Source organism: Pseudomonas sp. DTU12.3 (genome assembly GCF_004124275.1).
Classification (GTDB): domain Bacteria; phylum Pseudomonadota; class Gammaproteobacteria; order Pseudomonadales; family Pseudomonadaceae; genus Aquipseudomonas; species Aquipseudomonas helmanticensis.
The window spans coordinates 4605658-4630891 of sequence record NZ_CP027218.1; the positions used below are offsets into that span (position 1 = coordinate 4605658).

Consider the following 25234-nt stretch of genomic DNA (forward strand, 5'->3'; position numbering starts at 1 on the left):
ATGGGCGCAAGCATTCTCACCGCGAAGAACCTCAGCAAAGTGGTTCCCAGCGCGGAAGGTGAACTGACTATCCTGCACGAACTCAGCCTGGAACTGAACAAGGGCGACAGCCTGGCCATCGTCGGCGCGTCCGGTTCCGGCAAATCCACCCTCCTCGGCCTGCTCGCCGGTCTCGACTTGCCGAGCAACGGCGAAGTCATCCTCGCCGGCCAAAGCCTGAGCAATCTCGATGAAGACCAGCGCGCGCGCATCCGTGCCGAGCACGTCGGTTTCGTCTTTCAGTCCTTCCAGTTGCTCGACAGCCTCAATGCGCTGGAAAACGTCATGCTGCCGCTGGAACTCGATGGCCGCAAAGACGCCCGCGAGCGCGCCACCGAATTGTTACAGCGTGTTGGCCTCGGCCAGCGCCTGACCCACTCGCCGCGCCAGCTCTCCGGTGGCGAGCAGCAACGTGTGGCGATAGCCCGCGCGTTTGCCGCCGAACCTGACGTGCTGTTCGCCGACGAGCCGACCGGCAACCTCGACAGCCACACCGGCGAGCGCATCAGTGATTTGCTCTTCGAATTGAACAAGGAACGCGGCACCACCCTGGTGCTGGTGACCCACGACGAACGCCTGGCCCATCGCTGCCGGCGCCTGATCCGTCTTGAAGCCGGGCTGTTGGTCGCCCCTCTGGAGCCTTGATGGCACGTTTGCCGCTGTTGCGTCTGTTCAGTCTCGCCATCCGCCAGCTCATGCGCGATGCCCGCGCCGGAGAATTGCGCGTGTTGTTCTTCGCGCTGGTGGTCGCCGTGGCGGCGAGCACTGCCATCGGTTATTTCGGTGCTCGCCTCAACGGCGCCATGACCCTGCGCGCCACCGAGTTTCTTGGCGCCGACCTGGTGCTTGAAGGCAGCTCGCCGGCCCGCGAAGAACAGATCAAGAGCGGCACCGAGCTGCGTCTGGCTCACGCACAAGTGGTCGAGTTCTCCAGCGTGATTGCCACCGACAACGGCATTCAGCTGTCGAGCATCAAAGCCGTCGACCGCGCGTATCCATTGCGCGGCGAACTGAAAAGCGCGCCCGCACCTTTTGCCGCTGAAGACATAGGCGGCGAGCCGCAACCCGGTGAAGCCTGGGTCGAGGCACGCCTGCTGACGGCGCTGGATCTGAAGATCGGCGACAGCATCGACGTCGGCATGAAGACGGTGAAGCTGACCCGGATTCTGACCTACGAGCCGGATCGCGCCGGCAACTTCTACAGCCTGACGCCACGAGTCATGATCAACCTCGACGACCTCGCCGCGACCGGCGTGGTGCAACCGGGCAGCCGGGTGAGTTACCGGGAACTCTGGCGCGGCGAACCGCAGGCGCTGGAAACCTATCGACAACTGATCAAACCGGGGCTGGCGGCAAATCAACGGATTCAGGATGCCCGCGATGGCAACCGGCAGATAGGCGGTGCGCTGGGCAAGGCCGAGCGTTACCTGAACATGGCCAGTCTGGTCGCCGTATTGTTGGCCGGTGTGGCCGTGGCATTGTCAGCGAATCGTTTTGCCAGTCGGCGCTTCGACGCCAGTGCCTTGTTGCGCTGCCTCGGCTTGTCGCGTCGGGAAACCATGCTGCTGTTCAGCATCCAGCTGACCGTACTCGGGCTGTTCGCCGCGCTCAGCGGTGCGTTGCTCGGCTGGTTGGCGCAGCTGGGTTTGTTCGCGCTGCTGCATGATCTGCTGCCAAGCGATGTGCCTCCGGGCGGTCTGTTTCCGGCCATCGCCGGCATCGGCACCGGGCTGGTGGCATTGGCCGGATTTGCCTTGCCACCCCTCGCTGCGCTCGGTCGCGTACCACCGCTGCGTGTGCTGCGCCGCGACATGCTGCCAATTCCATCGAGTACCTGGATGGTTTACGGCGCGGCACTCGGCGCGCTCGGCCTGATCATGTGGCGCCTGAGCCTGGATCTGCTGCTGACGTTTGCCCTGCTCGGCGGTGGCGTGGTCGCTGCGTTGCTACTGGGTGGCTTGCTGTTGTTGTTGCTGCAAAGTCTGCGGCGGATGCTCGCCAAGGCATCGTTGCCGTGGCGCCTGGGTCTTGGGCAGTTGTTGCGTCATCCACTGGCGGCGGCCGGACAGTCGCTGGCATTCGGCCTGATTCTGTTGTCGATGGCATTGATCGCCCTGCTGCGCGGTGAATTGCTCGACACCTGGCAAAACCAGTTGCCGAAAAACGCGCCCAACTATTTCGCCCTGAATATTCTGCCGGCCGACAAACAGGCCTTCAGCGATCACTTGATCAACGTGTCAGCACAAGCCGCGCCGCTCTACCCGGTTGTGCCGGGACGACTGATCAGTATCAACGGCGATCCAGTGCAGCAAATCGTCAGCAAGGATTCAGCCGGAGATCGAGCGATTCAACGGGATCTGAGCCTGACCTGGGCGGCGGATTTACCGGCGGGCAACAAGCTCACCGCAGGTGAGTGGTGGAAGGATCAGCCAAGCGACGCTGTACCCGGTGTCTCGGTGGAAGGCAAAGTCGCCGAAAGCCTCAAGCTCAAACTCGGCGATCACCTGGTGTTCAGTGTCGGCGGGGTCAACCGCGAGGCGAAGGTCACCAGCCTGCGCGAGATCAACTGGGACAACTTCCAGCCGAACTTCTTCATGATCTTCCAGCCTGGCACCCTCAAGGATCTGCCGGCGACCTACCTGACCAGCTTCTATCTGGCGCCCGGTCATGACCAGCAGATCGTTGAACTGTCGCGAGCCTTTCCGGCCGTGACCATCCTGCAGGTCGAAGCCTTGCTCGAACAGCTGCGCAGCATCCTCGCCCAGGTCACCCTGGCCGTCGAATATGTGTTGTTGTTTGTCCTCGCGGCGGGGATGGCGGTGTTGTTCTCAGGCTTGCAGGCGACGCTGGATGAGCGCATTCGCCAAGGTGCGCTGTTGCGTGCCTTGGGGGCCGAACGCAAGTTGCTGGTCAAGGCACGACGCATCGAGTTCGGCTTGCTGGGTGCGGTCAGCGGTCTGCTCGCGGCCATCGGTTCGGAAGTGGTGAGTCTGGTGTTGTATCGCTACGCCTTCGATCTGCCATGGCATCCGCACCCGTGGTTGCTGGTGCTGCCATTGATTGGCGCGGTGCTGATTGGCGGTGCCGGCGTGTTCGGCACACGGCGGGCACTGAATGCCAGCCCACTGACAGTGTTGCGCGAGGGTTGATAGACTCAGGCGCTCTTAACCACAAGAAGTTGCCATGAGCCGTTATCGCCCTCCTCGCACCGCTGGCACCGCGCTGATCACCCCTGAAGGTGAAGCGCGGATGCGCGCCGAATTCCATGAGCTGTGGCACGTGCGTCGCCCGCAGGTGACGCAATCGGTCAGCGAGGCGGCGGCTCAGGGCGATCGCTCGGAAAACGCCGAGTACACCTACGGTAAAAAGATGCTGCGCGAGATCGACAGTCGCGTACGCTTCCTCACCAAACGCCTGGAAGCACTCAAGGTGGTCAGCGAAAAGCCCAGCGATCCGAACAAGGTCTACTTCGGCGCTTGGGTGACCATCGAAGACGAAGACGGCAAGCAATCGCGCTACCGCATCGTCGGCCCGGATGAACTGGATCTGAAACTGGGCCTGATCAGCATCGACTCGCCTCTGGCCCGCGCCCTGATCGGTAAGGCGCTGGACGCCGAAGTGCGGGTGCAGACGCCGACCGGTGAGCAACTCGTCTACATCGTGGCGATCGATTACCCGTAAAGCCTGTCAGCGGCGGGTGATCAACCCCTGCCGCGCGACGCGGACCAGTTGCTTGATCATTTCCGGGGCGTCTTCAGTGTTGGGTGCCTGAATCACCGCCAGATCGAAACTGTCACTGGCAAAACGCGCCAGCGATTCACCGTGTTCAACGAACTGGATCAGGAAGGCCGCAGGGCCGCCGCTGCGACGTGGCCAGCCATCCAGATAACGCAACAGCGTCGGCTGGTGTTTGCCGCCAAGCAGGATTTTCGGGTTGCGCTGGGTGATATGTGCCGTGATCGGCGCGGGACGTGCTGGAGGGCGTAGTGCATTCATCGTGTCGTGTCTCTGCCTCAAAAGTCTGCATGGCAGGTGAGAGGCAACACCGAACCAGCGCTTTAGCGGTATTTCGAAGCCCTGTTCCGGCTTCTGACGGCAACTGTTCTAGTCACCTGGCGCCCCGCAAGTAGCTGTTTAAATCGGCGCATGAGCAACATCCTAGAGAACGTGACCGATCAGTGTCAAGAATCAGCCGCAACAAAAAAGGCCCGCACAATGCGGGCCTTTTGCTTGAGCCAGAGCGCTTAACCGGCGATGGCGCGATCCACCGAAAGCTTGCCGGCACCTTCGATCAGCACCGCGAGGCTGCCACCGAGCAGGGCCAGAGCGAACTCGTAACCGTTGTTGGCCATGAACAGACCGTTGCCGATGTGCACGGTGAAGATTGCCACCAGCGACAGGAAGGTCAGGCCCAACGCCGCCGGGCGTACCAGCAGACCGATGATCAAGGCCAGACCGGCGAAGAACTCGGTACCGCCGGCCAAAGTGGCCATGACATAACCCGGGTGCAGACCGATGCTGTCCATGTATTGCGCGGTGCCCGCCAGACCGTACCCACCAAACAGACCGAAGAGTTTCTGCGAACCGTGAGCGGCGAAGATCACGCCGACGGCGATGCGCAGAATGGTCAGACCGTAACCGGCGCGGGTGAACAGTACCTTGTTGATCAGAGAGCTCATGGTGCATTCCTTGTTTTGCGAGAAGTTATGTGTGTTGGTTGGCCGCTATATTAATCAGTAAACCAAATGTTAAAAGCGCAATTATTTCGCCATAACAATCAGTTTAGTTGATCATTTGCGCGAGACCACTTTCTGGCCTCCGGGCTCCAACGACTCCCGCTCCCGGTCGAACGCCAGGAAATACTTGTTCACGCTATTAACATAGCTGACGGGCCCCATTCCCACCTGCTCCATGGCAATACGCTCAACCTGGAAGAACCACTGGTTCGGATTCAGCCCACGCCGCCGGGCTTCAGCGCGCATGCCCTGGACGCGTTCCGGGCCGATGTTGTAGGCGGCCAGCGTGAAGGCCATGCGCTCGCGCTCGTTGAGTTTGGGGCTGTTGAAAAACTTGCGGCGGATCATCGCCAGATACTTGGCCCCGGCCTGCACGTTCGCATCGAGATTCTGGATGTTATTGACGCCGACACGCTGCGCGGCGGACGGTGTGATTTGCATCAGCCCGGTCGGGCCGCTGCCGCTGCGGGTACTGGGTTGCAGCGCGGATTCCTTGAACGCCAGCGCCGCCAGGTTCAGCCAATCCATGTTCTGCGCAGCGGCATGTTTCTGCAGGGTCGGACGCAGTTTTTCCAGGCGCTGGCGGTCGGCCTTGGCCAATGGATAGTGGACTTGATAGAGACGGCGGTAGATGCGCAGAAACGCTACATCCTCGTTCGAGGGCTTCTTGTAACCGCTGAGAAAGCGATCAATGCTCGCTCGCAGCATCGACGCATCACGACGCACGAACCAGTATTCCTCGCCCGGCTCGCTGATTATCAACTGCCGGTCGAAACGCAACTTCGGCAGGATCTTGCCCCATCGTTCGGCGATCGGTTGCTCGACAATCGTCAGATGAAAAATCCCGCCCTGGACCATCTCCAGCACGTCTTCGACGGCCAGTGTCGGATCGACCCATTCGATTTTGATCGGCGCCAGTTTGTGCAACGCCAGTTTCTGGTTGAGCTGACTGACCGCCTCCCCCGCCGCACTGCCGGTCGGCAACGCGAGGGTTTTACCGGAGAGTTGTTCGACCTTGGTGTAGCGTCGCTCGCCCTTGATGCCGACCAGCACCAGCGGCACGTTGCTGGCAATCGGTTCGCTGCTGGCGACCGCATGGCCCGCCTGCAGTTCGAGCAACTCGCCCGGCGCCACCAGATCACCCTCGCCGCGCTGCAAGGCGCCGAGCAATTGATCCTTGGCTTTGGGAATGATCTTGAGGGTGATTTCCTGGCCATCGCGGGCATGGCCATTGAGGTATTGCTCGAAGGCGCGCAGGCGATGGTATTCGACGCCGATGGCCTGGCCCTGGACTTCGCCGGAGCTGTTGCGGCTCTGATTGACCAGCACGCGCAGCACGCGGCTGCTGCGAATCTCCGAGAGGTCGCGCACCTTGGCGGCCGGCACCGCTTGCAGTGGCCCGGGCAGGCGCGCAACCGCCGTCATCGGCAGTAGCAACGAGGCACACAACAACAGCAAAATCGAGGGACGAATCATCCACTCTCCGGAAAGAATACGGGGCAATTTCACCGCTGAACGGTCGAAATCACCGACGAAAACAGAGCGCCTGGAGCGCTGGCAACGTGCGAGAGACTGGCACAGTGATGGCATCGTTGCCAGACCGGCTTGCCTCGCGGCATCAAGAGACAGCTATAACTCGTTGTAGTTCTTGGCTTTTCTTCTGAATCTACAGCTCTGGTATGCTTTCCGGCCTTCGGCCCGAGGTAGCAACCATGCAACTCATCGATATCGGCGTCAACCTGACCAACCCAAGTTTCGCCGACAAACACCAGGCCGTACTCGACCGCGCCTACGCCGCCGGGGTCTGCCAACTGGTGCTGACCGGCACCAGCGTCGAGGGTAGCGAGCAGGCCCTGGAGCTGTGCCAGCGACTCGATGAGAGCGGCCAGCGCCTGTTCGCCACCGCCGGTATTCACCCGCATTCGGCCAGTGACTGGAACGCCGACAGCGCCCGTCGCCTGCGCAGCCTGCTGAAGGAGTCCAGCGTCGTCGCCGTGGGTGAATGCGGGCTGGATTTCAATCGTGATTTCTCCCCGCGCCCGCAGCAGGAAAAAGTGCTCGAAGAGCATTTGGCGTTAGCCGTTGAACTGCAATTGCCGGTGTTTTTGCACGAGCGCGATGCCAGTCAGCGCCTGCTGGAAATCCTCAAGGACTACCGCGATCAACTGCCCGCTGCGGTGGTGCACTGCTTCACCGGCGAGCAAAAGGCCTTGTTCAGCTACCTCGATCTGGATCTGCACATCGGCATTACCGGCTGGATCTGTGACGAGCGTCGCGGCACGCATTTGCATCCGCTGGTCAAGGAGATCAAGCGTGGACGGCTGATGCTGGAAAGCGACGCGCCCTATCTGCTGCCGCGCACCTTGCGGCCGAAGCCGAAGAACGGGCGTAACGAGCCGGCGTATCTGACAGAAGTGCTGCGTGAGGTGGCGTTGCATCGTGGCGAAAGCGAAGACGATCTGGCAGCGCACACGACGGCTTGCGCTCGCGCATTCTTCAATCTGCCGACATTGGTGTAATTCGTAAAAGATCGCAGCCTTCGGCAGCTCCTACATTGGGATGGCGTACCCCTGTAGGAGCTGCCGCAGGCTGCGATCTTTTAATCTCTTGACCCACATCACCCCCCCCCTTCCTGCATAGCGGCACAATGCTGGCACCTTGCCGAAACTGTTTCCGCTATCAGAGAAGACCTCCATGGGTGCCTGGCTTAGCAATATCTCGCTGAAGTACAAATTCTGGGCGGTCAATGCCGTCGCCTTCGTCACTACCCTGCTGCTGGTGTTGTACGCCGTACAACTCGAGCAACAGGCACGCAGCCACGCCTCGCAGGCATCTGCGCAAGCGCAGGCGCAATTGCTCAAGGCCTGGCCAGGCAGTCAGGCCCTGCCCAAAACTGATCAGGTGTTGACCTTCAAACGCGGTGAAGCGCCGCGCCTCAACGATCAACCGCTGCTGGAGATCACCGACAGCAACGGCTGGATCGAGATCAATCACATGCCGCTGTTTGGCGATAACCCATTGATGGGCGCCGAAGTGTTCAGCCGCGCCGATGGCCAACAGGTCGCCGTGATTGCTCATGGCCCGAGCCTGAGCCAGGTGTTCAGCGAGCGTTTTGCCAACTACGCGGTCGCGGTGTTTATTCTGATGCTGGCGATGCTCGGTGCTTCGCAACTGCTGATCCGTTTTCTGCTCAGTCAGCTCAACACCTTGAAGGACGTGATGCTCCACGTCGAGAAAAGCGGCGATCTTTCGGCCCGCGTGCCGTTGGCCGGTAGAGACGAAGTCGGGCAGATGGCCAATGCGTTCAACGCGATGCAGGCTGGTTATCAGCGCGTGGTCAGCACCGTGGCCAACACCGCCCGGCAACTGGATATCGGCGCGGCGCGGCTGGCGTCGAGCATGAACGAGGTGCGCCACGGCATGCTCGGCCAGCAAAGCGAAACCGATCAGGCCGCCACCGCGATCAATGAAATGACCGCCACCGTCTACCACATCGCCCAACACGCCGGCGCCACCCGCGATCTGTCGCAGACTGCCGACGGCCTCGCCGGCAGCGGTCAGCAAGTGGTCGCCCGCGTGCAGCAGTCGATCGCCGGCCTGTCCAGCGGTGTGCAGCAGACAGCTGAGATGATTCAGCGTTTGGCCGAGGACAGCCAGAAGATCAACGGTGTGGTCAGCGTCATTCACAGCATTGCCGAGCAGACCAATCTGCTGGCCTTGAACGCTGCCATCGAAGCCGCTCGCGCCGGTGAGATGGGTCGGGGTTTTGCGGTGGTCGCCGATGAAGTGCGCAACCTCGCCAAACGAGTGCAGGCCTCGACCGACGAGATCACCACCATGGTTTCGGCGTTACAGGCCGGCACCCGCGACGCGGTGGATTTCATGCAGGAAAGTTCGTACAAGGCTGACGATTGCGTGCAGCAAGCGCAGGAGGCCGGCGCAGCGCTGGCGGAAATCACCGGGGCGGTGGCGCAGATGCGCGAGAGCAACACGCAGATTGCCGTGGCGGCAGAGCAGCAGAGTCAGGTTGCGGAAGAGATGAACCGGGCGGTGGTGAGCATTCGCGATGTGACAGAGAACACTGTGCAGCAGACGGTGGACTCGGCGACGACGAGTAATGAGCTGGCGACGTTGGCTGGAGAATTGAGCAAGGCGATTGGGCAGTTGAAGCTTTGAAGATCAAAAGATCGCAGCCTTCGGCAGCTCCTACAGGTGTACGCATTTCAATGTAGGAGCTGCCGAAGGCTGCGATCTTTTTTGCTCATCACACCTATCAGGCCAATAGCCAAGCTTGATTCGCCGCCCTCCGCGCCCCGGCCTATTCTTCAACCATGTGTTCAACATGGATCGAGGAGTAGTCATCATGGGCAAACGTCACCCCAACCTTCCCGCGTGGCAATGGCGCGCGTACCCGAACAACCATCAGCACCCGACCAATCTGGTATTGCACCTGCTTGCCGTGCCGCTGTTCATCGTGGCGTTTTTGCTGATCGTTTCCGGCGTGTTCAGCCTGAGCCTGGCCAGCGTCGCCATCGGTGTGATCGGCATCATCGCCGCGTTGGGTCTGCAGCGTCACGGTCACAGCCTGGAGGCGCAAGCCTCCGAGCCGTTCAGTGATCGCAAAGATGCCGTGTCACGTTTGCTGGTCGAGCAGTTCCTGACCTTTCCAAGGTTTTTTCTCAGTGGCGGCTGGTGGCGCGCCTGGCGTGAGCGCCACCGTCGGCATTGATTCAGGCAAAGATCGTGACAGTCTGACGGCTCATGGCGATCAGCTCACCTTCCGCGCTCCACAGCTTGGCGGCGGCATGCCCGTAGCCGTCGGCGGCGTATTCGGTTTCCACGCGATATTTGCACCAGTCCAGCGTACTCAATGGCCGCAACGGCTGAACGAATTCGATGGTCCAGGTCAGCGTGCTGCCCATGGCCGGTTTCTTCAGGTGCGGCAACAGCGACGGCGGCCAGGCGTCGACCAGCGCGAGAATATGCGCCTCGCTCACCGGTTCTTCCTTGACGTCGCCGCGCAGGCGCACCCAACCGCCCATCTCCCGCGAATCGTTGCCGCTGAATGGCAGGCCACCGATGCTCCAGCGCATCGCCAGATGACGCATGAACTCCGGCAGAACACCTTTGATAAACGGCAGTTCCTGACATTCGTCCCAGTGTTTCATCTGCGGGGCCGGCAGCGCTGCGACCGCCACCTCCGAGGCGCGCGAGGCACCGAAACTGCCTTGCACCAACGTCACGACCTGACCGTTCTGCACCGCCCGCCCCAGCACTTGGCTGACCGCTTTGCCTTCGCGCAGCACGTCGACTTCAAAGCGCACCGGCACGTCTGGCTCGACCGGGCCGACAAAGGTGATCGCCAGCGAACGCACGAGGCGATCGGCGGGCACCTTGGCGCGCATGGCTTCATATTGCAGCGCGGCGACCAGGCCACCGAAACTGGCGCGACCTTGAGCCCATTCGGCAGGAATGGTCAGTTCGGGATCGCGGCGGACGGCATCGAGCAGATCGCAAAAGCGCATGGCAACCTCAGAAAACGAAAAGTGGATGCAGGGATCTTAACCAGCTCAAGACGGGGCCGCAGCGTCTATTCCGGTCAAAGAGACTGACAGATCAGACACCACGTCCGTGTAGGAGCTGCGGCAGGCTGCGATCTTTTGATGTTGATCTGTTTAAAAACAGGATCAACAGATCGCAGCCTGCGGCAGTTCCTACAGGGGATGTGTGGTTTTCAGGATTTGAAGCAGGTTGAGCTGAGTTTTTCGAGTACGCGATCAGCCTTGATTTCGGCTTTGATCATGGTCGCCTGCCACGTCGCCACGCAGGGCTGCAGATCTGTTTCGAGCTCGGCTTTCGCCAGCCATTGCCAGCAATCATGCCAGTCGCCCAGCGCGCCTTGCGCAGACTTCAAACGCGCCAATGCCGCTTGCGGCAGGCGATCCAGTTCGGGATAGGCTTCGATGCCATAGCGCACCCGTTTGATCAGCAGACGCAGACGATGGCGGTCGTGCGCCGGATCACGCAGCGCTGCGCCGAGATTGTGCCATTGTTTGCCCAGGCGCTTTTCGATGCGCCGGTCCAGGCCCTTGAGCAGGCCTTGACGCTGAGAGGCACGCAGAAAGCGCGGGAAGGCGTCGAGAATCATCAGCAGCGAGGCCACTTCCGCACTCGCCGCCAGTGCCGGATAAGCTTCGGCCATCTGCGCCATGCGCCGTTGCGCAGCTTCCGGTTGCTGATGTTTCAGCAGATAGTCCGCAAGCACTTCGCAATCGCGCCACGGCGTAGTCAATTGGCCGACAGCGGACGCTGCGTCTTCGAGTTGCTCGACCCCCGGCAAACCGCGCAATGGCCGCAACAGGCTACGCAAGCGGCGTACCGTGGTGCGCAAATCGTGCAGCGCCTCGGGATCGGTGCGCGCGGTCAACCGCGCCTGACAGGCCAGCAAGCGCACCTCAAGGCTCAGGACATGAGCCACCAAGCGGTCAACTAACGCAGACATCTCTTGCTCCCGTATCAAATGGCCTGGGGGATGAGTCTGGCGCTTTGCCAAGCCTGCATCCTTGCTTCAGGTCAGCAGCTTAGCGCCCGGCGCGGGATTCGCGAATGTAGAAGCGCGCCTTCTCGGCTTTGCTGCTGCAGCCTTCGAACCCTTCAAATTGCTGTTGGGTTTTGGCTGCGGTCAACAGCGACAGCGCTTTGGAATAACTGACGGTGCCGGCAAAACCTTCGGCCTTGGCCAGATCCAGTTCATGCCAGGCGGCGTCGAGCTGGCTGCCACAACTGTCGCGGTAAGCGGTTTTACCGGCGCAACCGGCCAATGCCAGGGCAATCAACGGCACACAGATCCAGGCTTTCATCACTCACACCTCAAAGATTGGTCAACAGTCGTGCAGGTAAGACGGTCAGGCCGGGGAAAAGTGCCTTGCCGGCGGGTAAATCTGCGCTGGCGAAAAGGATAGCGCCGAAGGGTCACTGAGTATCGAAAAAACGACGTCAGCGGCGCACCCGACGACTTCGACGATTGAGCCGCCTGCCCGATGGGTGCATTGTGCAACCTTGTCGGGAGGAAGTTTGATGAAAAAGCGTGTCGCACTGGTGCTGGGCTCCGGTGGCGCCCGGGGCTACGCCCATATCGGGGTCATTGAAGAGATTGAACGACGCGGTTATGACATCGCCTGCATTGCCGGATGTTCGATGGGCGCGGTGGTCGGCGGGATCTATGCGGCTGGCAAGCTCGATGACTATCGCCGCTGGATCGAAAGCCTCGACTACCTCGATGTGTTGCGTCTGGTCGATGTCAGTTTTCGCCTCGGCGCGATTCGCGGCGAGAAGGTCTTCGGGCAGATTCGCAAGATCGTCGGCGAGATCAATATCGAAGACCTGCGCATCCCCTACACCGCCGTCGCTGCCGACCTCACCAATCAACAGGAAATCTGGTTCCAGGAAGGTTGCCTGCATCAGGCGATGCGCGCCTCGGCAGCGATTCCAAGCCTGTTCACACCGGTGATGCAAGGCAATCGCATGCTGGTCGATGGCGGCATTCTCAATCCGTTGCCGATCGTGCCGGTGGTCTCCAGTCACTGCGATCTGATCATTGCGGTCAATCTCAACTCGACCAACCAGCGCCATTACAAATTGCCGGTGATCGAACGTCCGCCGGCATTCCGTTCGCGCTTCGACAGCCTGATCAACTCGCTGGGTTCGAAGATGCCGTTCCGCCGCAAACAGGCCGAGCAGTTACTGAAACTGGAGCAGGAAGCCTTGCGTGCCGAGGCCGCTGAGATCAATCCGTGGCTCGAAGGTGCAGAGCCGGAGAACCAGCAACCGGCGGCAGCTCCGGAGCGTGAAGGCGCGCCGAAATCCGCGACCGGTTCGTTCATCATCGATAACGTCGGGCCGGCGTCGCTGCTGGACTTGATCAACCAGAGTTTCGAGGTGATGCAGACCTCGCTGGCGCAGTACAAGATTGCCGGTTATCCACCGGACATCCTGATCAACGTGCCGAAGCGGGTTTGCCGGTTTTTCGAGTTTTACAAGGCGCCGGAGTTGATCGCGCTGGGCCGCGAGATTGCGCGCGATACGCTGGATCGGTATGAGAGTGAGCAGCAGCAATAAGATCAAAAGATCGCAGCCTTCGGCAGCTCCTACATTGGAGAAGATTCCAACAACCGATAACCAACACCTGCCTCGGTCACGATAAACCGTGGCCGGGTCGGATCGTCCGCCAGTTTCTGGCGTAAATGCCCCACCACAATCCGCAGATAATGACTGTCCTCGGTGTGGGTCGGCCCCCAGATATCCTTGAGCAGTTGCTGCTGGGTGATCACTCGCCCCGGATGCCGCGCCAGTTGCGCCAGCACCGCATATTCCTTGCGGGTCAGCGCTACTTCGACGCCGTCGAGCAACACCCGCCGATACGCCAGATCAACCGTCAGCGGGCCGAAATTCAGTGCCGCTTGCTGCGCCTCTCCTGCTGGCGCCTGGCGCAACAATGCCCGCACCCGCGCCAGAAATTCCTGAATCCCGAACGGCTTGGTCACGTAGTCGTTGGCGCCGCCATCCAGTGCCTGGACTTTCTGCCCTTCGCTGGCACGCACCGACAGCACCAGCACTGGCGCCGTGGCCCATTCGCGAAACTCACGGAGCACTTGCTGGCCGTCCATGTCCGGCAGGCCGAGGTCGAGCACCAACAAGTCCGGTTTATTCAGCGCCGCTTGCGCGAGGCCTTCGGCACCGGTGCCGGCCTCAAGCACTTTGTAGCCTTGCGAAGCGAGGCTGATGCGCAGGAACTTGCGGATTTGCGGTTCGTCGTCGATGACCAAAATGGTCGCGGTCTGGCTCATGGATTCACATCAACAGAAAAGATTGGCAAGAGAGTAGCGCAGGCGAATTCAGGCTTCATCATCCATCCCCGGTTGCGCCTGCAAGGGCAAGTGCAAGGTGATGCAGGTGCCGCGCCCTTCGATGCCATCGGCAACGCTGATCCGCCCACCGTGCGCGCCGACCATACCCTGACAGATCGCCAACCCGAGACCGGTGCCCTGGCCGCCGCGATCACCGCGTGCAGCGGTGTAGAACATGTCGAAAATCTTCGCCCGCTCGTCTTCGGGAATCCCCGGCCCTTCGTCGCTGACCGAGAAGAAAATCTCTTGGTCATCGGCGCCAGCGCGCAATTCCAGACGACCGTGAGGCGGCGAGAACCGTGCGGCGTTTTCCATGACATTGACCAGCGCCTGTTCTATCAGCGCGGCATGCACGAACAGCAGCGGCAACTCGGCCGGCACCTCGGTACTGACCTGCAACGGCGCGAGCACCGCGCGCAGGCGATTGAGCGAACTGCCGACAATGTCGGCGGGTGATACCCAGTCCCGCGCCAGTTTCAGAGCACCGTGGCCGAGACGAGTCATGTCGAGCAGATTCTGAATGTAGCGATCAAGACGTTCGGCTTCATCGCGGGTGCCTTCGAGCAGCTCGCGGCGATCCTCCAGCGGAATGGCTTCGCCAAGTGCGAGCAAGCTGTCGATGCTGCCGCGCATGGCCGTCAGTGGCGTGCGCAAATCATGCGACACCGAGGCCAGCAAGGCGCTACGTAATTGTTCGGTTTCGCCATGCAGGCGTGCAGCCTCCAGATCATCCGCCAGTTGCGCACGGGCCAGCGCTTGCGCCAACGGTTGACTCAGCGCGGTGAGCAAACGCCGACGCTGACCGCTCAAGGTCTGGCCCTCTTTGGCGCAGACACCGAGCAATGCCAGCGGCCCGTCCTCAACCGACAATGGCCACCACCACCAACGCCCGAGCGGCAGCGTGCCGGTGCCCATGCCCGCCGGTTGATCGTGTTGCCAGGCCCAGTCGGCGGCGGCGCGTTCGGACTCGGTAAATTGCAGCGGGCCACCGGTCTCGACTTTCCAGCCGTTCTGGCCATCGCGATTGAGCAGGCACAGTTGCAGATCGCTCCAGCCATTGAGGTGTTGCGCGGCGGCGCTAACCACAGCCTGACGGTCGGTGGCGGCCGTCAATTTGCGCGACAGGTCGAGCAACTCGGTGGTCTCTTCCTGAGTGTCGCGCAACGCCTGCAATTGTCGTCGCTGACGCGCCGCGAGATTGCCGGTGAGCGCCGCCATCAGCAGGAAAAACAGCAAGGTCAGCACGTCTTCTTCGCGCTGGATGCTGAAGGAAAAATTCGGCGGAATGAACAGAAAATCGTAGGTCAGAAACGACAGCGCCGCACAGGCCAGCGCCGGGCCGAGGCTGCTGCGCACCGCGACCAGCAACACCGCCGCGAGGAACACCAGCGAGATGTTCGGCAACGGCAGCACACTCGACACGGCCCACGCCAAGGCACTGGCCAGCACCGTCGCGACCAGCGCCAGGGCATAGTCAAACCACACCAGTGTCAGCGGGCTTCGCGGACGCGATTGCGGGTGTTGATGATCGTTGTCGAGGACGTTGATTTCCAGGCCATGGGCCTGACGCAAAAGGCGCGCAGCCAAGCCACCGCCAAACAGGCGACGGCGCAGACTCGGGCGGGACTGGCCGACCAGCACCAGGCTCGCACGACGCTCGGCGGCATGCTGGATCAGGGTTTTCGCCACTTCACCGGCGCGCAGTAATACCACTTCACCGCCGAGGCGTTCGGCCAACTGTTGCGCATTTTGCAGGCGTAAACGCGATTGCTCGTCACGCACGCTGCCGTTGTCGACATGCACCAGACTCCACGGCAGATGCCGACGCTGCGCTACACGACTGGCATGCCGCACCAGACGTTCGGCCTGGGCATCGCCGTCGACGCCGACCAGCAGGCGCCCGCGCACTGCCGGCGCGGCCTGACCGAGCTGGCGATAACCTTGTGCAAGATCGTTATCGACCTGCGCAGCGGCGGTTTGCATCGCCAGTTCGCGCAATGCCGTGAGGTTGGTCTGGGTGAAAAACGCATCGATGGCCGCCCGCGCCTGCTCCGGCACATAGACCTTGCCCTCGCGCAGACGCTCGAGCAACTCGCGTGGCGGCAGGTCGATCAGCAACAGTTCATAGGCTTCTTGCAGGACCCAGTCCGGCAGGGTTTCGCGCACTTGTACGCCGGTAATGCCGCGCACCTGATCGTTGAGGCTTTCGAGGTGCTGGACGTTGACCGTGGTGAATACGTCGATGCCGGCGGCGAGCAATTCCTGAATATCTTGCCAGCGTTTCGTGTGACGACTGCCGGGGGCGTTGCTGTGCGCCAGTTCATCCACCAGCACCAGCTTCGGTCTGGCCGCGAGAATGCCGTCGAGGTCCATTTCTTCGAGCATCACCCCGCGGTATTCCGAACGCACCAGCGGTTGCTGCGGCAAGCCGCCAAGCAACGCTTCGGTTTCGGCGCGGCCATGGGTTTCAACCACGCCGGCGATGACTTTGACGCCCTGACGCAGTTGCGTGTGGGCGGCCTGGAGCATCGCGTAAGTCTTGCCGACACCGGGGGCGGCGCCGAGGAATACTTTGAGCCGGCCACGGCCGTCGCGGGGCAGGTCTGCTAACAGCGCGTCGGCGCGGCCGGAGTCGCTCATGCTTGATGCTCTCTCTTCCTGATGTTTATGCGGTGACTGTGATGGCCTCTTCGCGAGCAAGCCCGCTCCCACATTTGGAACGCGTACTCCTGTGGGAGCGGGCTTGCTCGCGAATGGCCGCGCCGCCGATTCAGAGTTTTTCCAGTGCCATGTTCAGCTCCAGCACATTGACCACCGGCGGCCCCACCAACGGCTGTTCGATGTGCGCATCGAGCAGTTGCTGCAAGGTCGCCACCGGCAGGTTTCGCGCCGTCGCGACTCGCGCCAGTTGATAGGCAATTGCCGCCGGTGGCAAGTGCGGATCGAGGCCGCTGCCGGAGGTGGTCAACAGTGCCAGTGGCACCGGGCCCTGGCCAGGCACCTGAAGCTTGTTGGCGTCATCGATCACTCGCGTGGCAAGGGCCGGATTACTCGGCGCCAGGTTACTTGCGCTACTGGAAACGGTGGCAAACGCACCGGCGGATGGACGCGGATGGAACCACGCATCGCCGACAAAATCCTGGGCGATCAGCGACGAGCCACGGACCTTGCCGTCGGCGTCATGGACCAGACTGCCATTGGCCTGTGCGGGAAACGCGACTTGCGCAACACCGGTCACCACCAGGGGGTAGGCAACGCCAGTGATCAAGGTCATCAGCACCAGCAGGCTCAGGGCCGGACGTATCATTGTGGACATTTCATAATCCTCGAATTCGTTGGGCAAACTTTTGTGGGGTGTCAGGGGGATCGTTTCCCCCTCACCCCAGCCCTCTCCCACAAGGGGGCGAGGGGAAAGGGAGCCGATCTTTGTGCTTTTGGAGACCTGAGTTCGACTCGATAGCTCAGGTCGACGTACCTCTGATAAACCACTCGGTCAGTCCCCTCTCCCTCCGGGAGAGGGCTAGGGTGAGGGGCTCTTAAAACTCAAACCAAATGCAAAGCCGTGAGCAACATGTCGATCGCCTTGATCCCCACGAACGGCACCAGAATCCCGCCCAGCCCATAGATCAGCAGATTGCGCCGCAGCAACGCCGCCGCACTCGCCGCCTGCACGCGCACACCGCGCAGCGCCAGCGGAATCAGCACGACGATGATCAAGGCGTTGAAGACGATCGCCGAGAGGATCGCGCTCTGCGGACTGCTCAGGTGCATGATGTTCAGCACGCCCAGTTGCGGATAGATCGAGGCGAACAGCGCCGGCAGGATCGCGAAGTATTTGGCGATGTCGTTGGCGATGGAAAACGTCGTCAGCGCGCCACGCGTCACCAGCAATTCCTTGCCGATCTGCACCACGTCCAGCAGCTTGGTCGGATCGCTGTCGAGGTCGACCATGTTCGCCGCTTCGCGTGCGGCCTGGGTGCCGTCGTTCATCGCCATACCGACGTCAGCCTGGGCCAGCGCCGGAGCATCGTTGGCGCCGTCGCCGCACATTGCAACCAGACGACCGTCGTTCTGCTCGTGGCGAATGCGTGCGAGTTTTTTCTCCGGCGTGGCTTCGGCGAGCACATCGTCAACCCCCGCTTCGGCAGCAATCGCCGCAGCGGTCAGCGGGTTGTCGCCGGTGACCATTACCGTGCGAATCCCCAGTTTGCGCAGCTCGGCAAAGCGCTCACGAATACCTGGCTTGACCACGTCCTTGAGGTGAATCGCGCCGAGCAATTTACCGTCCGCGCAAACCAGCAACGGGGTGCCGCCGCTCTGCGCGATCTTGTCGATTTCCCGCGCCAGCGCCGGGGCCAGATCAGCACGTTTCTGACCAAGGAAGGCCAGCAGCGAATCCACCGCACCTTTGCGATAAACCCGGCCCTGATAGTCGACGCCGGACAGGCGGGTTTCAGCGCTGAACGGCACGGCGGTGAGGGTTTCCAGCGCCGGTTCCGCTTGCGGATGCAGACCGCGCAGGTACTCGACGATGGACTTGCCTTCAGCGGTGTCGTCGGCCAGCGAAGCAAACAGTGCACCCTCGGCCAAATCGCGACCACTCACACCGGGCGCGGCATACACGGCGCTGCAACGACGGTTACCGAAGGTGATGGTGCCAGTCTTGTCGAGCAGCAGCACATGCACATCGCCCGCCGCTTCTACGGCGCGACCGGATTTGGCGATCACGTTGAGGCGTACCAGACGGTCCATGCCGGCAATGCCGATGGCCGACAGCAGACCGCCGATGGTGGTCGGAATCAGCGTGACCAGCAGCGCCACCAGAAACACCAGCGGCAGGCTGCCGTTGGCGAAATGGGCGAACGGTTGCAGGGTCACCACCACCAGCAAGAAGATCAACGTCAGGCCGATCAGCAGAATGTCCAGCGCGACTTCGTTCGGGGTCTTCTGGCGTTTCGCGCCTTCGACCAGCGCGATCATGCGGTCGAGAGTCGACTCACCGGGATTGACGGTGATTTTCACCAGCAACCAGTCGGACACCAGTCGCGTGTTGCCGGTGACCGCCGAACGGTCGCCGCCGGACTCGCGAATCACTGGCGCAGATTCACCGGTAATCGCCGCTTCGTTGACTGCGGCGATACCTTCGATGACTTCGCCGTCACCGGGGATCATCTCCCCCGCTTCGACACGCACCACATCACCTTTGCGCAGACTCGCGGCAGGCACCACTTGAAAGCTGCCATTGGCCAGTTTGCGCCGCGCACTGAGACCTTCGCTGCCCGCCTTGAGGCTGTCGGCGCGAGCCTTGCCGCGACCTTCAGCCAAGGCTTCGGCGAAGTTGGCGAACAGCACGGTGAACCACAGCCACAGCGCGATTTGTGCAGCAACAAAGGTCGGCACATCGGCGTCGGGAATGAAGCACAGCACGGTGGTGAAAATCGCCGTCAGTTCGACCACCAGCATCACCGGCGAACGCTTCAACTGCCGAGGGTCGAGCTTGACGAAAGCTTGCACCAGCGCCGGACGCCAGAGGGCCGAAATCGCGGTTTTCGCTTGTTCCGGCGCTTTGACGGCGGCCGGTTTGATTGCGGGCATATTCATCATCCAGCTCCTAAAATGAAAGGCTTAGAAGCCCATACTCAGATGTTCTGCGATTGGCCCCAATGCGAGGGTCGGCAGAAAGGTCAGGCCGCCGACCAGCAAAATGGTCACGGTCAACAGGGTCACGAACAGCGGGCCATGAGTCGGGAAGCTGTTTTGGCCGATCGGTGCGGTTTTTTTCATTGCCAAGCTGCCGGCCAGGGCCAGCACCGGCAGGATGTAGCCGAAGCGACCGATCAACATGCCCAGCCCGAGCATCAGGTTGTGGAACGGCGTATTCGCGCTCAGGCCACCGAACGCCGAACCGTTGTTGGCACTCGCCGAGGTATAGGCGTAAAGCAACTGGCTGAAACCGTGCGGGCCGGGGTTGCTGATAGTGGCTGCCGCACTGGGAACCGTGGCAGCAATTGCACCGAGCACCAGCACGCCGACCGGCATCACCAGCAAGGTCACCACCAACAATTGCACTTCGCGCGCCTGGAGTTTCTTGCCGAGGTATTCCGGGGTACGGCCGATCATCAAGCCGGCGAGGAACACCGCGATCAGCACGTTGAGCAACATGCCGTAGAGGCCGGCACCGACGCCGCCGAAGATCACTTCGCCGACCATCATGTTGACCAGCGCGACCATGCCACTGAGCGGGTTGAGGCTGTCATGCATGCCGTTGACCGAACCGTTCGATGCCGCCGTCGTCGTCACCGACCAGAGCACCGTGGCGGTGGTGCCGAAGCGTGCTTCTTTACCTTCCAGCGGCGCGGTCTGTTCGACGGCGGCGTTGTTCAGGGTCGGGTTCGGTTGGTACTCGGCCCACAGCGACGTCGCGCCACCGATCAGGAACAGCGCCAGCATGCAGGCGATGATCGCGCGGCTCTGACGCAGGTCTTTGACGTAATGGCCGAAGGTGAACACCAGCGCCACCGGGATCAGGATGATCGAAGCGACTTCGAACAGGTTGCTCCACGCGCTCGGGTTCTCGAACGGGTGCGCCGAGTTGACGCCGAAGAATCCGCCACCGTTGGTGCCCAGTTGCTTGATCGCAATCTGGCTGGCCGCAGGACCCAGCGGAATCACTTGATCAACACCTTGCATCGTCACTGCGTTGACATACTGCGCGAAGGTTTGCGGCACGCCCTGCCAGACCAGATACAGCGCCAGCAGCAGGCACAGCGGAAGCAAGCCGTAAAGGGTGGCGCGGGTCATGTCGACCCAGAAGTTGCCCAGCGTCTTGGTCGATTTGCGACCGATACCACGGCACAACGCAACCAGCACGGCGAGGCCGGTGGCGGCGCTGACGAAGTTCTGCACGGTGAGGCCGACCATCTGGCTCAGATAGCTGAGGGTCGCTTCGCCACTGTAGGACTGCCAGTTGGTATTGGTCATGAAACTGACCGCGGTATTGAACGCCTGGGTCCATTCCTGGCCCGGCAAGTTCTGCGGGTTCAGTGGCAAGTGATCCTGGAACAGCAGGATCGCGAACAGCAGCAGGAACCCGGCGAGATTGAACGCCAGCAGTGCCAGCGTGTATTTCTGCCAGCTCTGTTCAGCCTGCGGATCGACCCCGGCAACGCGGTAACAACCGCGCTCGACCGGGCCGAGAATCGGTGTCAGCCAGGTGCGCTGACCTTCCATCACTTTGTAGTAGAAGCGCCCGAGCAGCGGCGCCGGCAGCAGGACCAACGCGAAAAACGCGAGGATCAGCCAATAGTCATAACTGTGCATAGCCGCTCCTAGTTCCGATCCGCGCGCAACAGCGCAACCAACAGATAAATGAACAGCCCCACTGCCAGCAGCAGGGACACCCCGTCCAGAACGCTCATGGAAGATCTCCGTGTTACGGCGTATTGCCGCGTGTGGGGTGATTGTCGGAAAAGAGGCTGTAAAGGAGCGAGGCCGAGGGGGTTGGCTGGGCATAAAGAAAGCGTAAAGAGTGGGTTTATACGGGCGTTACAGGAGGTTTTGTGGCGTTTGGGCCGGCCTCTTCGCGAGCAGGCTCGCTCCCACATTTTCAAATGCATTCCCCTGTGGGAGCGAGCCTGCTCGCGAAGACGGCAGCACAGGCAACATCGCACCCAACTGGCGCACAAATGTGTGCCATCCATCTGCGAATATCCCCGATACGACACCTTTCAACTCATTACGACTTGTTTCACCGCAATGGCACGCCCACTGCACGCGCCCTCCCCCGAGCTTTCCAAACCGTTCAGGGAGCAACCGCATGAACACACAACTCAAACCCACGCTGGGCACTTTGCACCTGTGGGGTATTGCCGTGGGGCTGGTGATTTCCGGGGAGTATTTCGGCTGGAGTTACGGCTGGGGCGTTGCCGGGACGCTGGGCTTTCTGGTGACTTCGTTCATGGTCGCGACCATGTACACCTGCTTCATCTTCAGCTTCACCGAACTGACCACCGCGATCCCACACGCGGGCGGGCCGTTTGCCTACAGCCGTCGTGCGTTCGGTGAAAAAGGAGGATTGATCGCCGGGCTGGCGACGCTGATCGAATTCGTCTTCGCCCCGCCAGCGATTGCTCTGGCCATTGGCGCTTACCTGAATGTGCAGTTTCCGGCGCTCGATCCGAAACACGCCGCGGTCGGCGCGTACATCGTGTTCATGGGGTTGAACATTCTCGGCGTGAAGCTGGCGGCGACGTTCGAATTGATCGTCTGCGTACTGGCTGTGGCTGAATTACTGGTGTTCATGGGCGTGGTCGCGCCAGCGTTCAGCTTCAGCAATTTCGCGCTTAATGGTTGGGCCGGCTCGGACGTATTCGGCGCGCCGGCGATTGCCGGGATGTTCGCCGCCATTCCATTCGCGATCTGGTTCTTCCTCGCCATCGAAGGCGCGGCCATGGCCGCCGAAGAAGCCAAGGACCCGAAACGCACGATTCCCAAGGCTTATATCAGTGGGATCCTGACATTGGTGTTACTGGCGATGGGCGTGATGTTCTTTGCTGGCGGCGTCGGCGACTGGCGCACCCTGGCCAACATCAACGACCCGTTGCCCCAAGCGATGAAAACCGTGGTCGGCGACAACTCCGGCTGGCTGCACATGCTGGTCTGGATCGGCTTGTTCGGTCTGGTCGCCAGTTTCCACGGAATCATTCTCGGCTATTCGCGGCAGTTCTTCGCCCTGGCCCGCGCAGGCTATCTGCCCGCATCGCTGGCGAAACTGTCGCGCTTCCAGACGCCGCACCGGGCAATCATCGTCGGCGGCATCATCGGCATCGCGGCGATCTACAGCGACGGCCTGATCAACCTCGGCGGAATGACTCTCACCGCCGCGATGATCACCATGGCAGTGTTTGGCGCCATCGTGATGTACATCATGAGCATGCTCAGCCTGTTCAAACTGCGTAAGTCGGAGCCGAACCTCGAACGCACATTTCGCGCGCCGTGCTATCCGTTGATCCCACTGATCGCGCTGGTGCTGGCAGTGGTGTGCCTGATCGCCATGGCGTGGTTCAACGCGTTGATCGGGCTGATCTTCCTCGGCTTCATGGCCGTCGGGTTCACCTACTTCCTGCTTACCGGCCAGTTGCGCGCCAATGCTCCGGCCGACGCCATGCTCACGGGCCAGTGATCCCCTGTAGGCGGCACGCTGCGATCTTTTGACTTTGCTTTGCCAAAAGATCAAAAGATCGCAGCGTGCCGCGGCTCCTACAGGGATTTCGGGTGCAGCAGGGATAACCGGCCTAGAATGGAACCACTGCGAAGTCACTTCGCTCAAAAGTGGTAAGCAGCGTTGCACGGCGAAATCCTCGTCCGTCACGCTGACATTAAGGAGAGCCGTTATGCCCTGGTATGCCTGGTTGATTCTGGTCGTTGCAATCGGCTCGATCGTCGGCGGTTTGATGATGTTGCGTGACACCGCCAACAAGGTCGAACTGACCGATGAAGAACGCAAACGCGTCGCCGCCCGCAATGCCGAAGCGGACGCCAAAGAAGCGCAAGACCGCTGACAAAAACCCCGCCTGATTGGCGGGGTTTTTCGTTCGGGTTCCTTTCGGACTTATCCGCATGCTTTTTAGAAGTAGAAGTACAGTCACCATTTAATTTTCCTTGGTTAAGATGGTGGCATTGTTGCGGAGAGTTCCACATGCGTTACTCGCAGGACCATAAAGCCCAGACCCATCAGCGCATCATCAAGGAAGCCTCGGCACGATTCCGCAAGGACGGCATCGGCGCGACTGGCTTGCAGCCGTTGATGAAAGCACTGGGGCTGACCCATGGTGGCTTTTATTCGCACTTCAAGTCCAAGGACGAGTTGGTCGAGAAGGCTTTGCAAGAGGCCGGCGATCAGGTCGATGGTCTATGCGCTGAACTGTTTTCCCAGGAACACCCTCGCGAAGCATTCATCGAAACCTATCTGTCTGAATGGCACCTGACGTCGCCCCATGAGGGATGCCCGCTGTTGACCATTTCCTCTGAACTTGGCTTGCGTGGTCAGGCAAGTCCCACCAGCGACAAAATTCTCAATGCGCGGCTGGAGCAAATAGAGGAAACCCTGAGCGGCGAAAACAGCGCTGACCGTGCCATTGTCATCATGTCGACATTGGTTGGCGCGCTGCTGCTGTCACGCAGTGTCGCGGATGCCGATTTTGCGCAACGCATTCTCGATGTCGCCCGCGAACACCTCAAACAGTCCGAAGGTTAAGCCTGCCAGCGCTTGAACAGCACGCTGGCATTCACCCCGCCAAAACCGAAGCCGTTGGACAATGCATATTCGATCGGCATCGACCGCGCTTGCCCATGGACGATGTCTACGCCTTCGCTCGCCGGATCAGGGTTCTCGAAGTTGAGTGTTGGTGGAACCACCTGATCGCGAATCGCCAATAACGTGAAGATCGCCTCGAGCCCACCCGCCGCGCCCAGCAAGTGCCCCGTGGACGATTTGGTCGAGGTCACGGCAACTTTCTTCTCGGTGCCAAAGAGCGACTTGATCGCCGCCAATTCGCCAAGATCGCCGACCGGGGTGGAAGTGGCATGAGCATTAAGATGCTGGACCTGATCCGGGGTTACTCCGGCCTGCGCCAACGCCAAAGTCATTGCCCTGCGCGCGCCGCTACCGTCTTCCGGCCCGGCGGTCAGGTGATAAGCGTCGGCACTGGTGCCATAACCGACCAGCTCGGCCAAAGGCTGAGCGCCACGAGCCAAGGCATGTTCCAGAGATTCGATCACCAGCAGGCCGGCGCCCTCGCCCATTACGAAGCCATCGCGACCGCTGTCAAAGGGACGTGATGCGCGCTCGGGAGTGTCGTTGTAGCCACTGGACAATGCACGGGCAGCAGCAAACCCGGCAAGGCTGACCCGATCAATCGCCGCTTCCGCCCCTCCGCACACGGCAATATCCGCCTCACCGGCGCGAATCAGGCGTGCCGCATCACCAATCGCCTGAACCCCGGCAGCACAAGCCGTCACCGGCGCGCCCAAGGGACCTTTCAAGCCGTGCTGGATCGACACGTGGCCGGCCGCCAGATTGACCAGAAACGACGGAATGGTGAATGGCGACAAACGTCGCGGGCCACGGCTATCGGTGGTGCGCACGGCGTCGGCAATGGCGCCGAAGCCGCCGACACCGGAGCCGATGATGGTCGCGGTGCGTTCCTGATCAACGCTGTCGGTCGGCTGCCACCCCGCCTGCTCAAGTGCCTGACGGGCGGCCTCCATGGCGAACTGAATGAAGCGGTCCATTTTCTTCTGTTCTTTCGGTGGCGTGGCGCGATCCGGATCGAATCCCGCCTCGGCATCCTCCTCAAGGGTCAAAACTCTGCCGCCAACGCTGGTCGGCAAGTCGGCGACCACTGCATCGGGCAAATTACGCAGACCCGAGCGTCCGGCCAGCAACCGCTGCCAGACGATTTCGACATCACTGCCCAACGGCGAAACCAAGCCCATCCCTGTGACGACAACTCGACGCTGATCCATACCGTGGTTACCCCTGATCAATTGAAT

Annotated in this window: 23 protein-coding genes; 10 read left to right on the forward strand and 13 right to left on the reverse strand. The window is 61.2% G+C overall.

All coding sequences use genetic code 11. The features are described from left to right. The 3 genes from C2E19_RS21060 to greB are packed head-to-tail and all read left to right on the forward strand — an operon-like array spanning nucleotide 1 to nucleotide 3720. A complete protein-coding gene (locus C2E19_RS21060) occupies nucleotides 1-684 on the forward strand; it encodes an ABC transporter ATP-binding protein (protein WP_129394916.1) in 684 nt (227 codons plus the stop codon). Then, nucleotides 684-3188: an ABC transporter permease gene (locus C2E19_RS21065; RefSeq protein ID WP_129394917.1), complete on the forward strand. Its 2505-nt coding sequence runs from the start codon at nucleotides 684-686 to the stop codon at nucleotides 3186-3188. Before C2E19_RS21060 ends, C2E19_RS21065 begins: the two co-directional genes overlap by 1 nt. A 34-nt stretch (nucleotides 3189-3222) precedes the next feature. Further along, entirely contained in the window at nucleotides 3223-3720 is a 498-nt protein-coding gene (gene greB, locus C2E19_RS21070) for a transcription elongation factor GreB (RefSeq protein ID WP_129394918.1), read from the forward strand. A 6-nt stretch (nucleotides 3721-3726) separates the two neighbouring features. Here greB and C2E19_RS21075 read toward each other — a convergent pair whose 3' ends face one another. The 3 genes from C2E19_RS21075 to C2E19_RS21085 form a co-directional block, all read right to left on the reverse strand. Further along, nucleotides 3727-4035, reverse strand: a complete 309-nt coding sequence (locus C2E19_RS21075; protein WP_129394919.1) for a class I SAM-dependent methyltransferase — start codon at nucleotides 4033-4035, stop codon at nucleotides 3727-3729. Between the two features lie 248 nt (nucleotides 4036-4283). Next, nucleotides 4284-4718: a DoxX family protein gene (locus C2E19_RS21080; protein WP_008079893.1), complete on the reverse strand. Its 435-nt coding sequence runs from the start codon at nucleotides 4716-4718 to the stop codon at nucleotides 4284-4286. Nucleotides 4719-4829: 111 nt separating this feature from the next. Then, nucleotides 4830-6251, reverse strand: coding sequence for a transglycosylase SLT domain-containing protein (locus tag C2E19_RS21085; RefSeq protein WP_129394920.1), 1422 nt, complete (start codon nucleotides 6249-6251; stop codon nucleotides 4830-4832). Nucleotides 6252-6487: 236 nt separating this feature from the next. Between C2E19_RS21085 and C2E19_RS21090 the strand changes: the two genes are divergently transcribed. From C2E19_RS21090 to C2E19_RS21100, 3 genes are all read left to right on the forward strand, one after another. Next, on the forward strand, nucleotides 6488-7294 hold the full coding sequence (locus tag C2E19_RS21090) for a TatD family hydrolase (RefSeq protein WP_129394921.1): 807 nt from the start codon (nucleotides 6488-6490) through the stop codon (nucleotides 7292-7294). Between the two features lie 175 nt (nucleotides 7295-7469). Continuing rightward, complete coding sequence (locus C2E19_RS21095; protein WP_129394922.1) at nucleotides 7470-8951, forward strand: methyl-accepting chemotaxis protein; 1482 nt, start codon at nucleotides 7470-7472, stop codon at nucleotides 8949-8951. Nucleotides 8952-9138: 187 nt separating this feature from the next. Continuing rightward, the gene (locus tag C2E19_RS21100) at nucleotides 9139-9504 is read left to right on the forward strand and encodes a terminase (RefSeq protein ID WP_129394923.1); all 366 of its coding nucleotides are present in this window, start codon (nucleotides 9139-9141) and stop codon (nucleotides 9502-9504) included. A 1-nt stretch (nucleotide 9505) separates the two neighbouring features. Here C2E19_RS21100 and C2E19_RS21105 read toward each other — a convergent pair whose 3' ends face one another. The 3 genes from C2E19_RS21105 to C2E19_RS21115 form a co-directional block, all read right to left on the reverse strand. Next, entirely contained in the window at nucleotides 9506-10300 is a 795-nt protein-coding gene (locus tag C2E19_RS21105; RefSeq protein ID WP_129394924.1) for an acyl-CoA thioesterase II, read from the reverse strand. A 209-nt stretch (nucleotides 10301-10509) separates the two neighbouring features. Further along, a complete protein-coding gene (locus C2E19_RS21110; RefSeq protein ID WP_129394925.1) occupies nucleotides 10510-11277 on the reverse strand; it encodes a CHAD domain-containing protein in 768 nt (255 codons plus the stop codon). 79 nt (nucleotides 11278-11356) lie between these two features. Beyond that, nucleotides 11357-11635 (reverse strand): hypothetical protein, encoded by a 279-nt coding sequence (locus tag C2E19_RS21115; protein WP_129394926.1) that lies wholly within the window; start codon nucleotides 11633-11635, stop codon nucleotides 11357-11359. A 217-nt stretch (nucleotides 11636-11852) separates the two neighbouring features. Between C2E19_RS21115 and C2E19_RS21120 the strand changes: the two genes are divergently transcribed. Continuing rightward, the gene (locus tag C2E19_RS21120; protein WP_129394927.1) at nucleotides 11853-12893 is read left to right on the forward strand and encodes a patatin-like phospholipase family protein; all 1041 of its coding nucleotides are present in this window, start codon (nucleotides 11853-11855) and stop codon (nucleotides 12891-12893) included. Nucleotides 12894-12922: 29 nt separating this feature from the next. On the opposite strand, the gene C2E19_RS21125 is transcribed toward C2E19_RS21120, so the two are convergent. The 6 genes from C2E19_RS21125 to kdpF form a co-directional block, all read right to left on the reverse strand. Further along, nucleotides 12923-13621 (reverse strand): response regulator, encoded by a 699-nt coding sequence (locus tag C2E19_RS21125; protein WP_129394928.1) that lies wholly within the window; start codon nucleotides 13619-13621, stop codon nucleotides 12923-12925. 48 nt (nucleotides 13622-13669) lie between these two features. Beyond that, nucleotides 13670-16321, reverse strand: coding sequence for a sensor histidine kinase KdpD (locus C2E19_RS21130; RefSeq protein ID WP_129394929.1), 2652 nt, complete (start codon nucleotides 16319-16321; stop codon nucleotides 13670-13672). 130 nt (nucleotides 16322-16451) lie between these two features. Further along, nucleotides 16452-16997, reverse strand: coding sequence for a potassium-transporting ATPase subunit KdpC (gene kdpC, locus C2E19_RS21135; RefSeq protein WP_129394930.1), 546 nt, complete (start codon nucleotides 16995-16997; stop codon nucleotides 16452-16454). Nucleotides 16998-17224: 227 nt separating this feature from the next. Beyond that, complete coding sequence (kdpB, locus tag C2E19_RS21140; RefSeq protein WP_129394931.1) at nucleotides 17225-19282, reverse strand: potassium-transporting ATPase subunit KdpB; 2058 nt, start codon at nucleotides 19280-19282, stop codon at nucleotides 17225-17227. A gap of 24 nt (nucleotides 19283-19306) precedes the next feature. Continuing rightward, on the reverse strand, nucleotides 19307-21001 hold the full coding sequence (gene kdpA, locus C2E19_RS21145; RefSeq protein ID WP_129394932.1) for a potassium-transporting ATPase subunit KdpA: 1695 nt from the start codon (nucleotides 20999-21001) through the stop codon (nucleotides 19307-19309). Nucleotides 21002-21009: 8 nt separating this feature from the next. Continuing rightward, nucleotides 21010-21099, reverse strand: coding sequence for a K(+)-transporting ATPase subunit F (gene kdpF / locus C2E19_RS21150; RefSeq protein WP_007899818.1), 90 nt, complete (start codon nucleotides 21097-21099; stop codon nucleotides 21010-21012). A 398-nt stretch (nucleotides 21100-21497) separates the two neighbouring features. Here kdpF and eat point away from each other — a divergent pair, with 398 nt between their 5' ends. From eat to C2E19_RS21170, 3 genes are all read left to right on the forward strand, one after another. Beyond that, entirely contained in the window at nucleotides 21498-22862 is a 1365-nt protein-coding gene (eat, locus tag C2E19_RS21160; protein ID WP_129394934.1) for an ethanolamine permease, read from the forward strand. A 211-nt stretch (nucleotides 22863-23073) separates the two neighbouring features. Continuing rightward, nucleotides 23074-23241: a DUF2897 family protein gene (locus C2E19_RS21165; RefSeq protein ID WP_080896048.1), complete on the forward strand. Its 168-nt coding sequence runs from the start codon at nucleotides 23074-23076 to the stop codon at nucleotides 23239-23241. Nucleotides 23242-23378: 137 nt separating this feature from the next. Beyond that, nucleotides 23379-23936, forward strand: a complete 558-nt coding sequence (locus tag C2E19_RS21170) for a TetR/AcrR family transcriptional regulator (protein WP_129394935.1) — start codon at nucleotides 23379-23381, stop codon at nucleotides 23934-23936. Here C2E19_RS21170 and fabF read toward each other — a convergent pair. Beyond that, on the reverse strand, nucleotides 23933-25207 hold the full coding sequence (gene fabF, locus C2E19_RS21175) for a beta-ketoacyl-ACP synthase II (RefSeq protein WP_129394936.1): 1275 nt from the start codon (nucleotides 25205-25207) through the stop codon (nucleotides 23933-23935). The genes C2E19_RS21170 and fabF overlap by 4 nt on opposite strands. Nucleotides 25208-25234 lie beyond the last annotated feature (27 nt).

Coding starts and splice junctions, on each gene's coding strand:
- C2E19_RS21065 (WP_129394917.1), top strand. CDS start 684: ATGGCACGTTTGCCGCTGTTGCGTCTGTTCAGTCTCGCCATCCGCCAG.
- C2E19_RS21120 (WP_129394927.1), top strand. CDS start 11,853: ATGAAAAAGCGTGTCGCACTGGTGCTGGGCTCCGGTGGCGCCCGGGGC.
- C2E19_RS21110 (WP_129394925.1), bottom strand. CDS start 11,277: ATGTCTGCGTTAGTTGACCGCTTGGTGGCTCATGTCCTGAGCCTTGAG.
- greB (WP_129394918.1), top strand. CDS start 3,223: ATGAGCCGTTATCGCCCTCCTCGCACCGCTGGCACCGCGCTGATCACC.
- kdpC (WP_129394930.1), bottom strand. CDS start 16,997: ATGTCCACAATGATACGTCCGGCCCTGAGCCTGCTGGTGCTGATGACC.
- kdpB (WP_129394931.1), bottom strand. CDS start 19,282: ATGAATATGCCCGCAATCAAACCGGCCGCCGTCAAAGCGCCGGAACAA.
- C2E19_RS21125 (WP_129394928.1), bottom strand. CDS start 13,621: ATGAGCCAGACCGCGACCATTTTGGTCATCGACGACGAACCGCAAATC.
- C2E19_RS21105 (WP_129394924.1), bottom strand. CDS start 10,300: ATGCGCTTTTGCGATCTGCTCGATGCCGTCCGCCGCGATCCCGAACTG.
- C2E19_RS21080 (WP_008079893.1), bottom strand. CDS start 4,718: ATGAGCTCTCTGATCAACAAGGTACTGTTCACCCGCGCCGGTTACGGT.
- C2E19_RS21165 (WP_080896048.1), top strand. CDS start 23,074: ATGCCCTGGTATGCCTGGTTGATTCTGGTCGTTGCAATCGGCTCGATC.
- C2E19_RS21075 (WP_129394919.1), bottom strand. CDS start 4,035: ATGAATGCACTACGCCCTCCAGCACGTCCCGCGCCGATCACGGCACAT.
- C2E19_RS21100 (WP_129394923.1), top strand. CDS start 9,139: ATGGGCAAACGTCACCCCAACCTTCCCGCGTGGCAATGGCGCGCGTAC.
- C2E19_RS21095 (WP_129394922.1), top strand. CDS start 7,470: ATGGGTGCCTGGCTTAGCAATATCTCGCTGAAGTACAAATTCTGGGCG.
- kdpF (WP_007899818.1), bottom strand. CDS start 21,099: ATGAGCGTTCTGGACGGGGTGTCCCTGCTGCTGGCAGTGGGGCTGTTC.
- C2E19_RS21170 (WP_129394935.1), top strand. CDS start 23,379: ATGCGTTACTCGCAGGACCATAAAGCCCAGACCCATCAGCGCATCATC.
- C2E19_RS21090 (WP_129394921.1), top strand. CDS start 6,488: ATGCAACTCATCGATATCGGCGTCAACCTGACCAACCCAAGTTTCGCC.
- fabF (WP_129394936.1), bottom strand. CDS start 25,207: ATGGATCAGCGTCGAGTTGTCGTCACAGGGATGGGCTTGGTTTCGCCG.
- C2E19_RS21130 (WP_129394929.1), bottom strand. CDS start 16,321: ATGAGCGACTCCGGCCGCGCCGACGCGCTGTTAGCAGACCTGCCCCGC.
- C2E19_RS21115 (WP_129394926.1), bottom strand. CDS start 11,635: ATGAAAGCCTGGATCTGTGTGCCGTTGATTGCCCTGGCATTGGCCGGT.
- C2E19_RS21085 (WP_129394920.1), bottom strand. CDS start 6,251: ATGATTCGTCCCTCGATTTTGCTGTTGTTGTGTGCCTCGTTGCTACTG.
- eat (WP_129394934.1), top strand. CDS start 21,498: ATGAACACACAACTCAAACCCACGCTGGGCACTTTGCACCTGTGGGGT.
- kdpA (WP_129394932.1), bottom strand. CDS start 21,001: ATGCACAGTTATGACTATTGGCTGATCCTCGCGTTTTTCGCGTTGGTC.
- C2E19_RS21060 (WP_129394916.1), top strand. CDS start 1: ATGGGCGCAAGCATTCTCACCGCGAAGAACCTCAGCAAAGTGGTTCCC.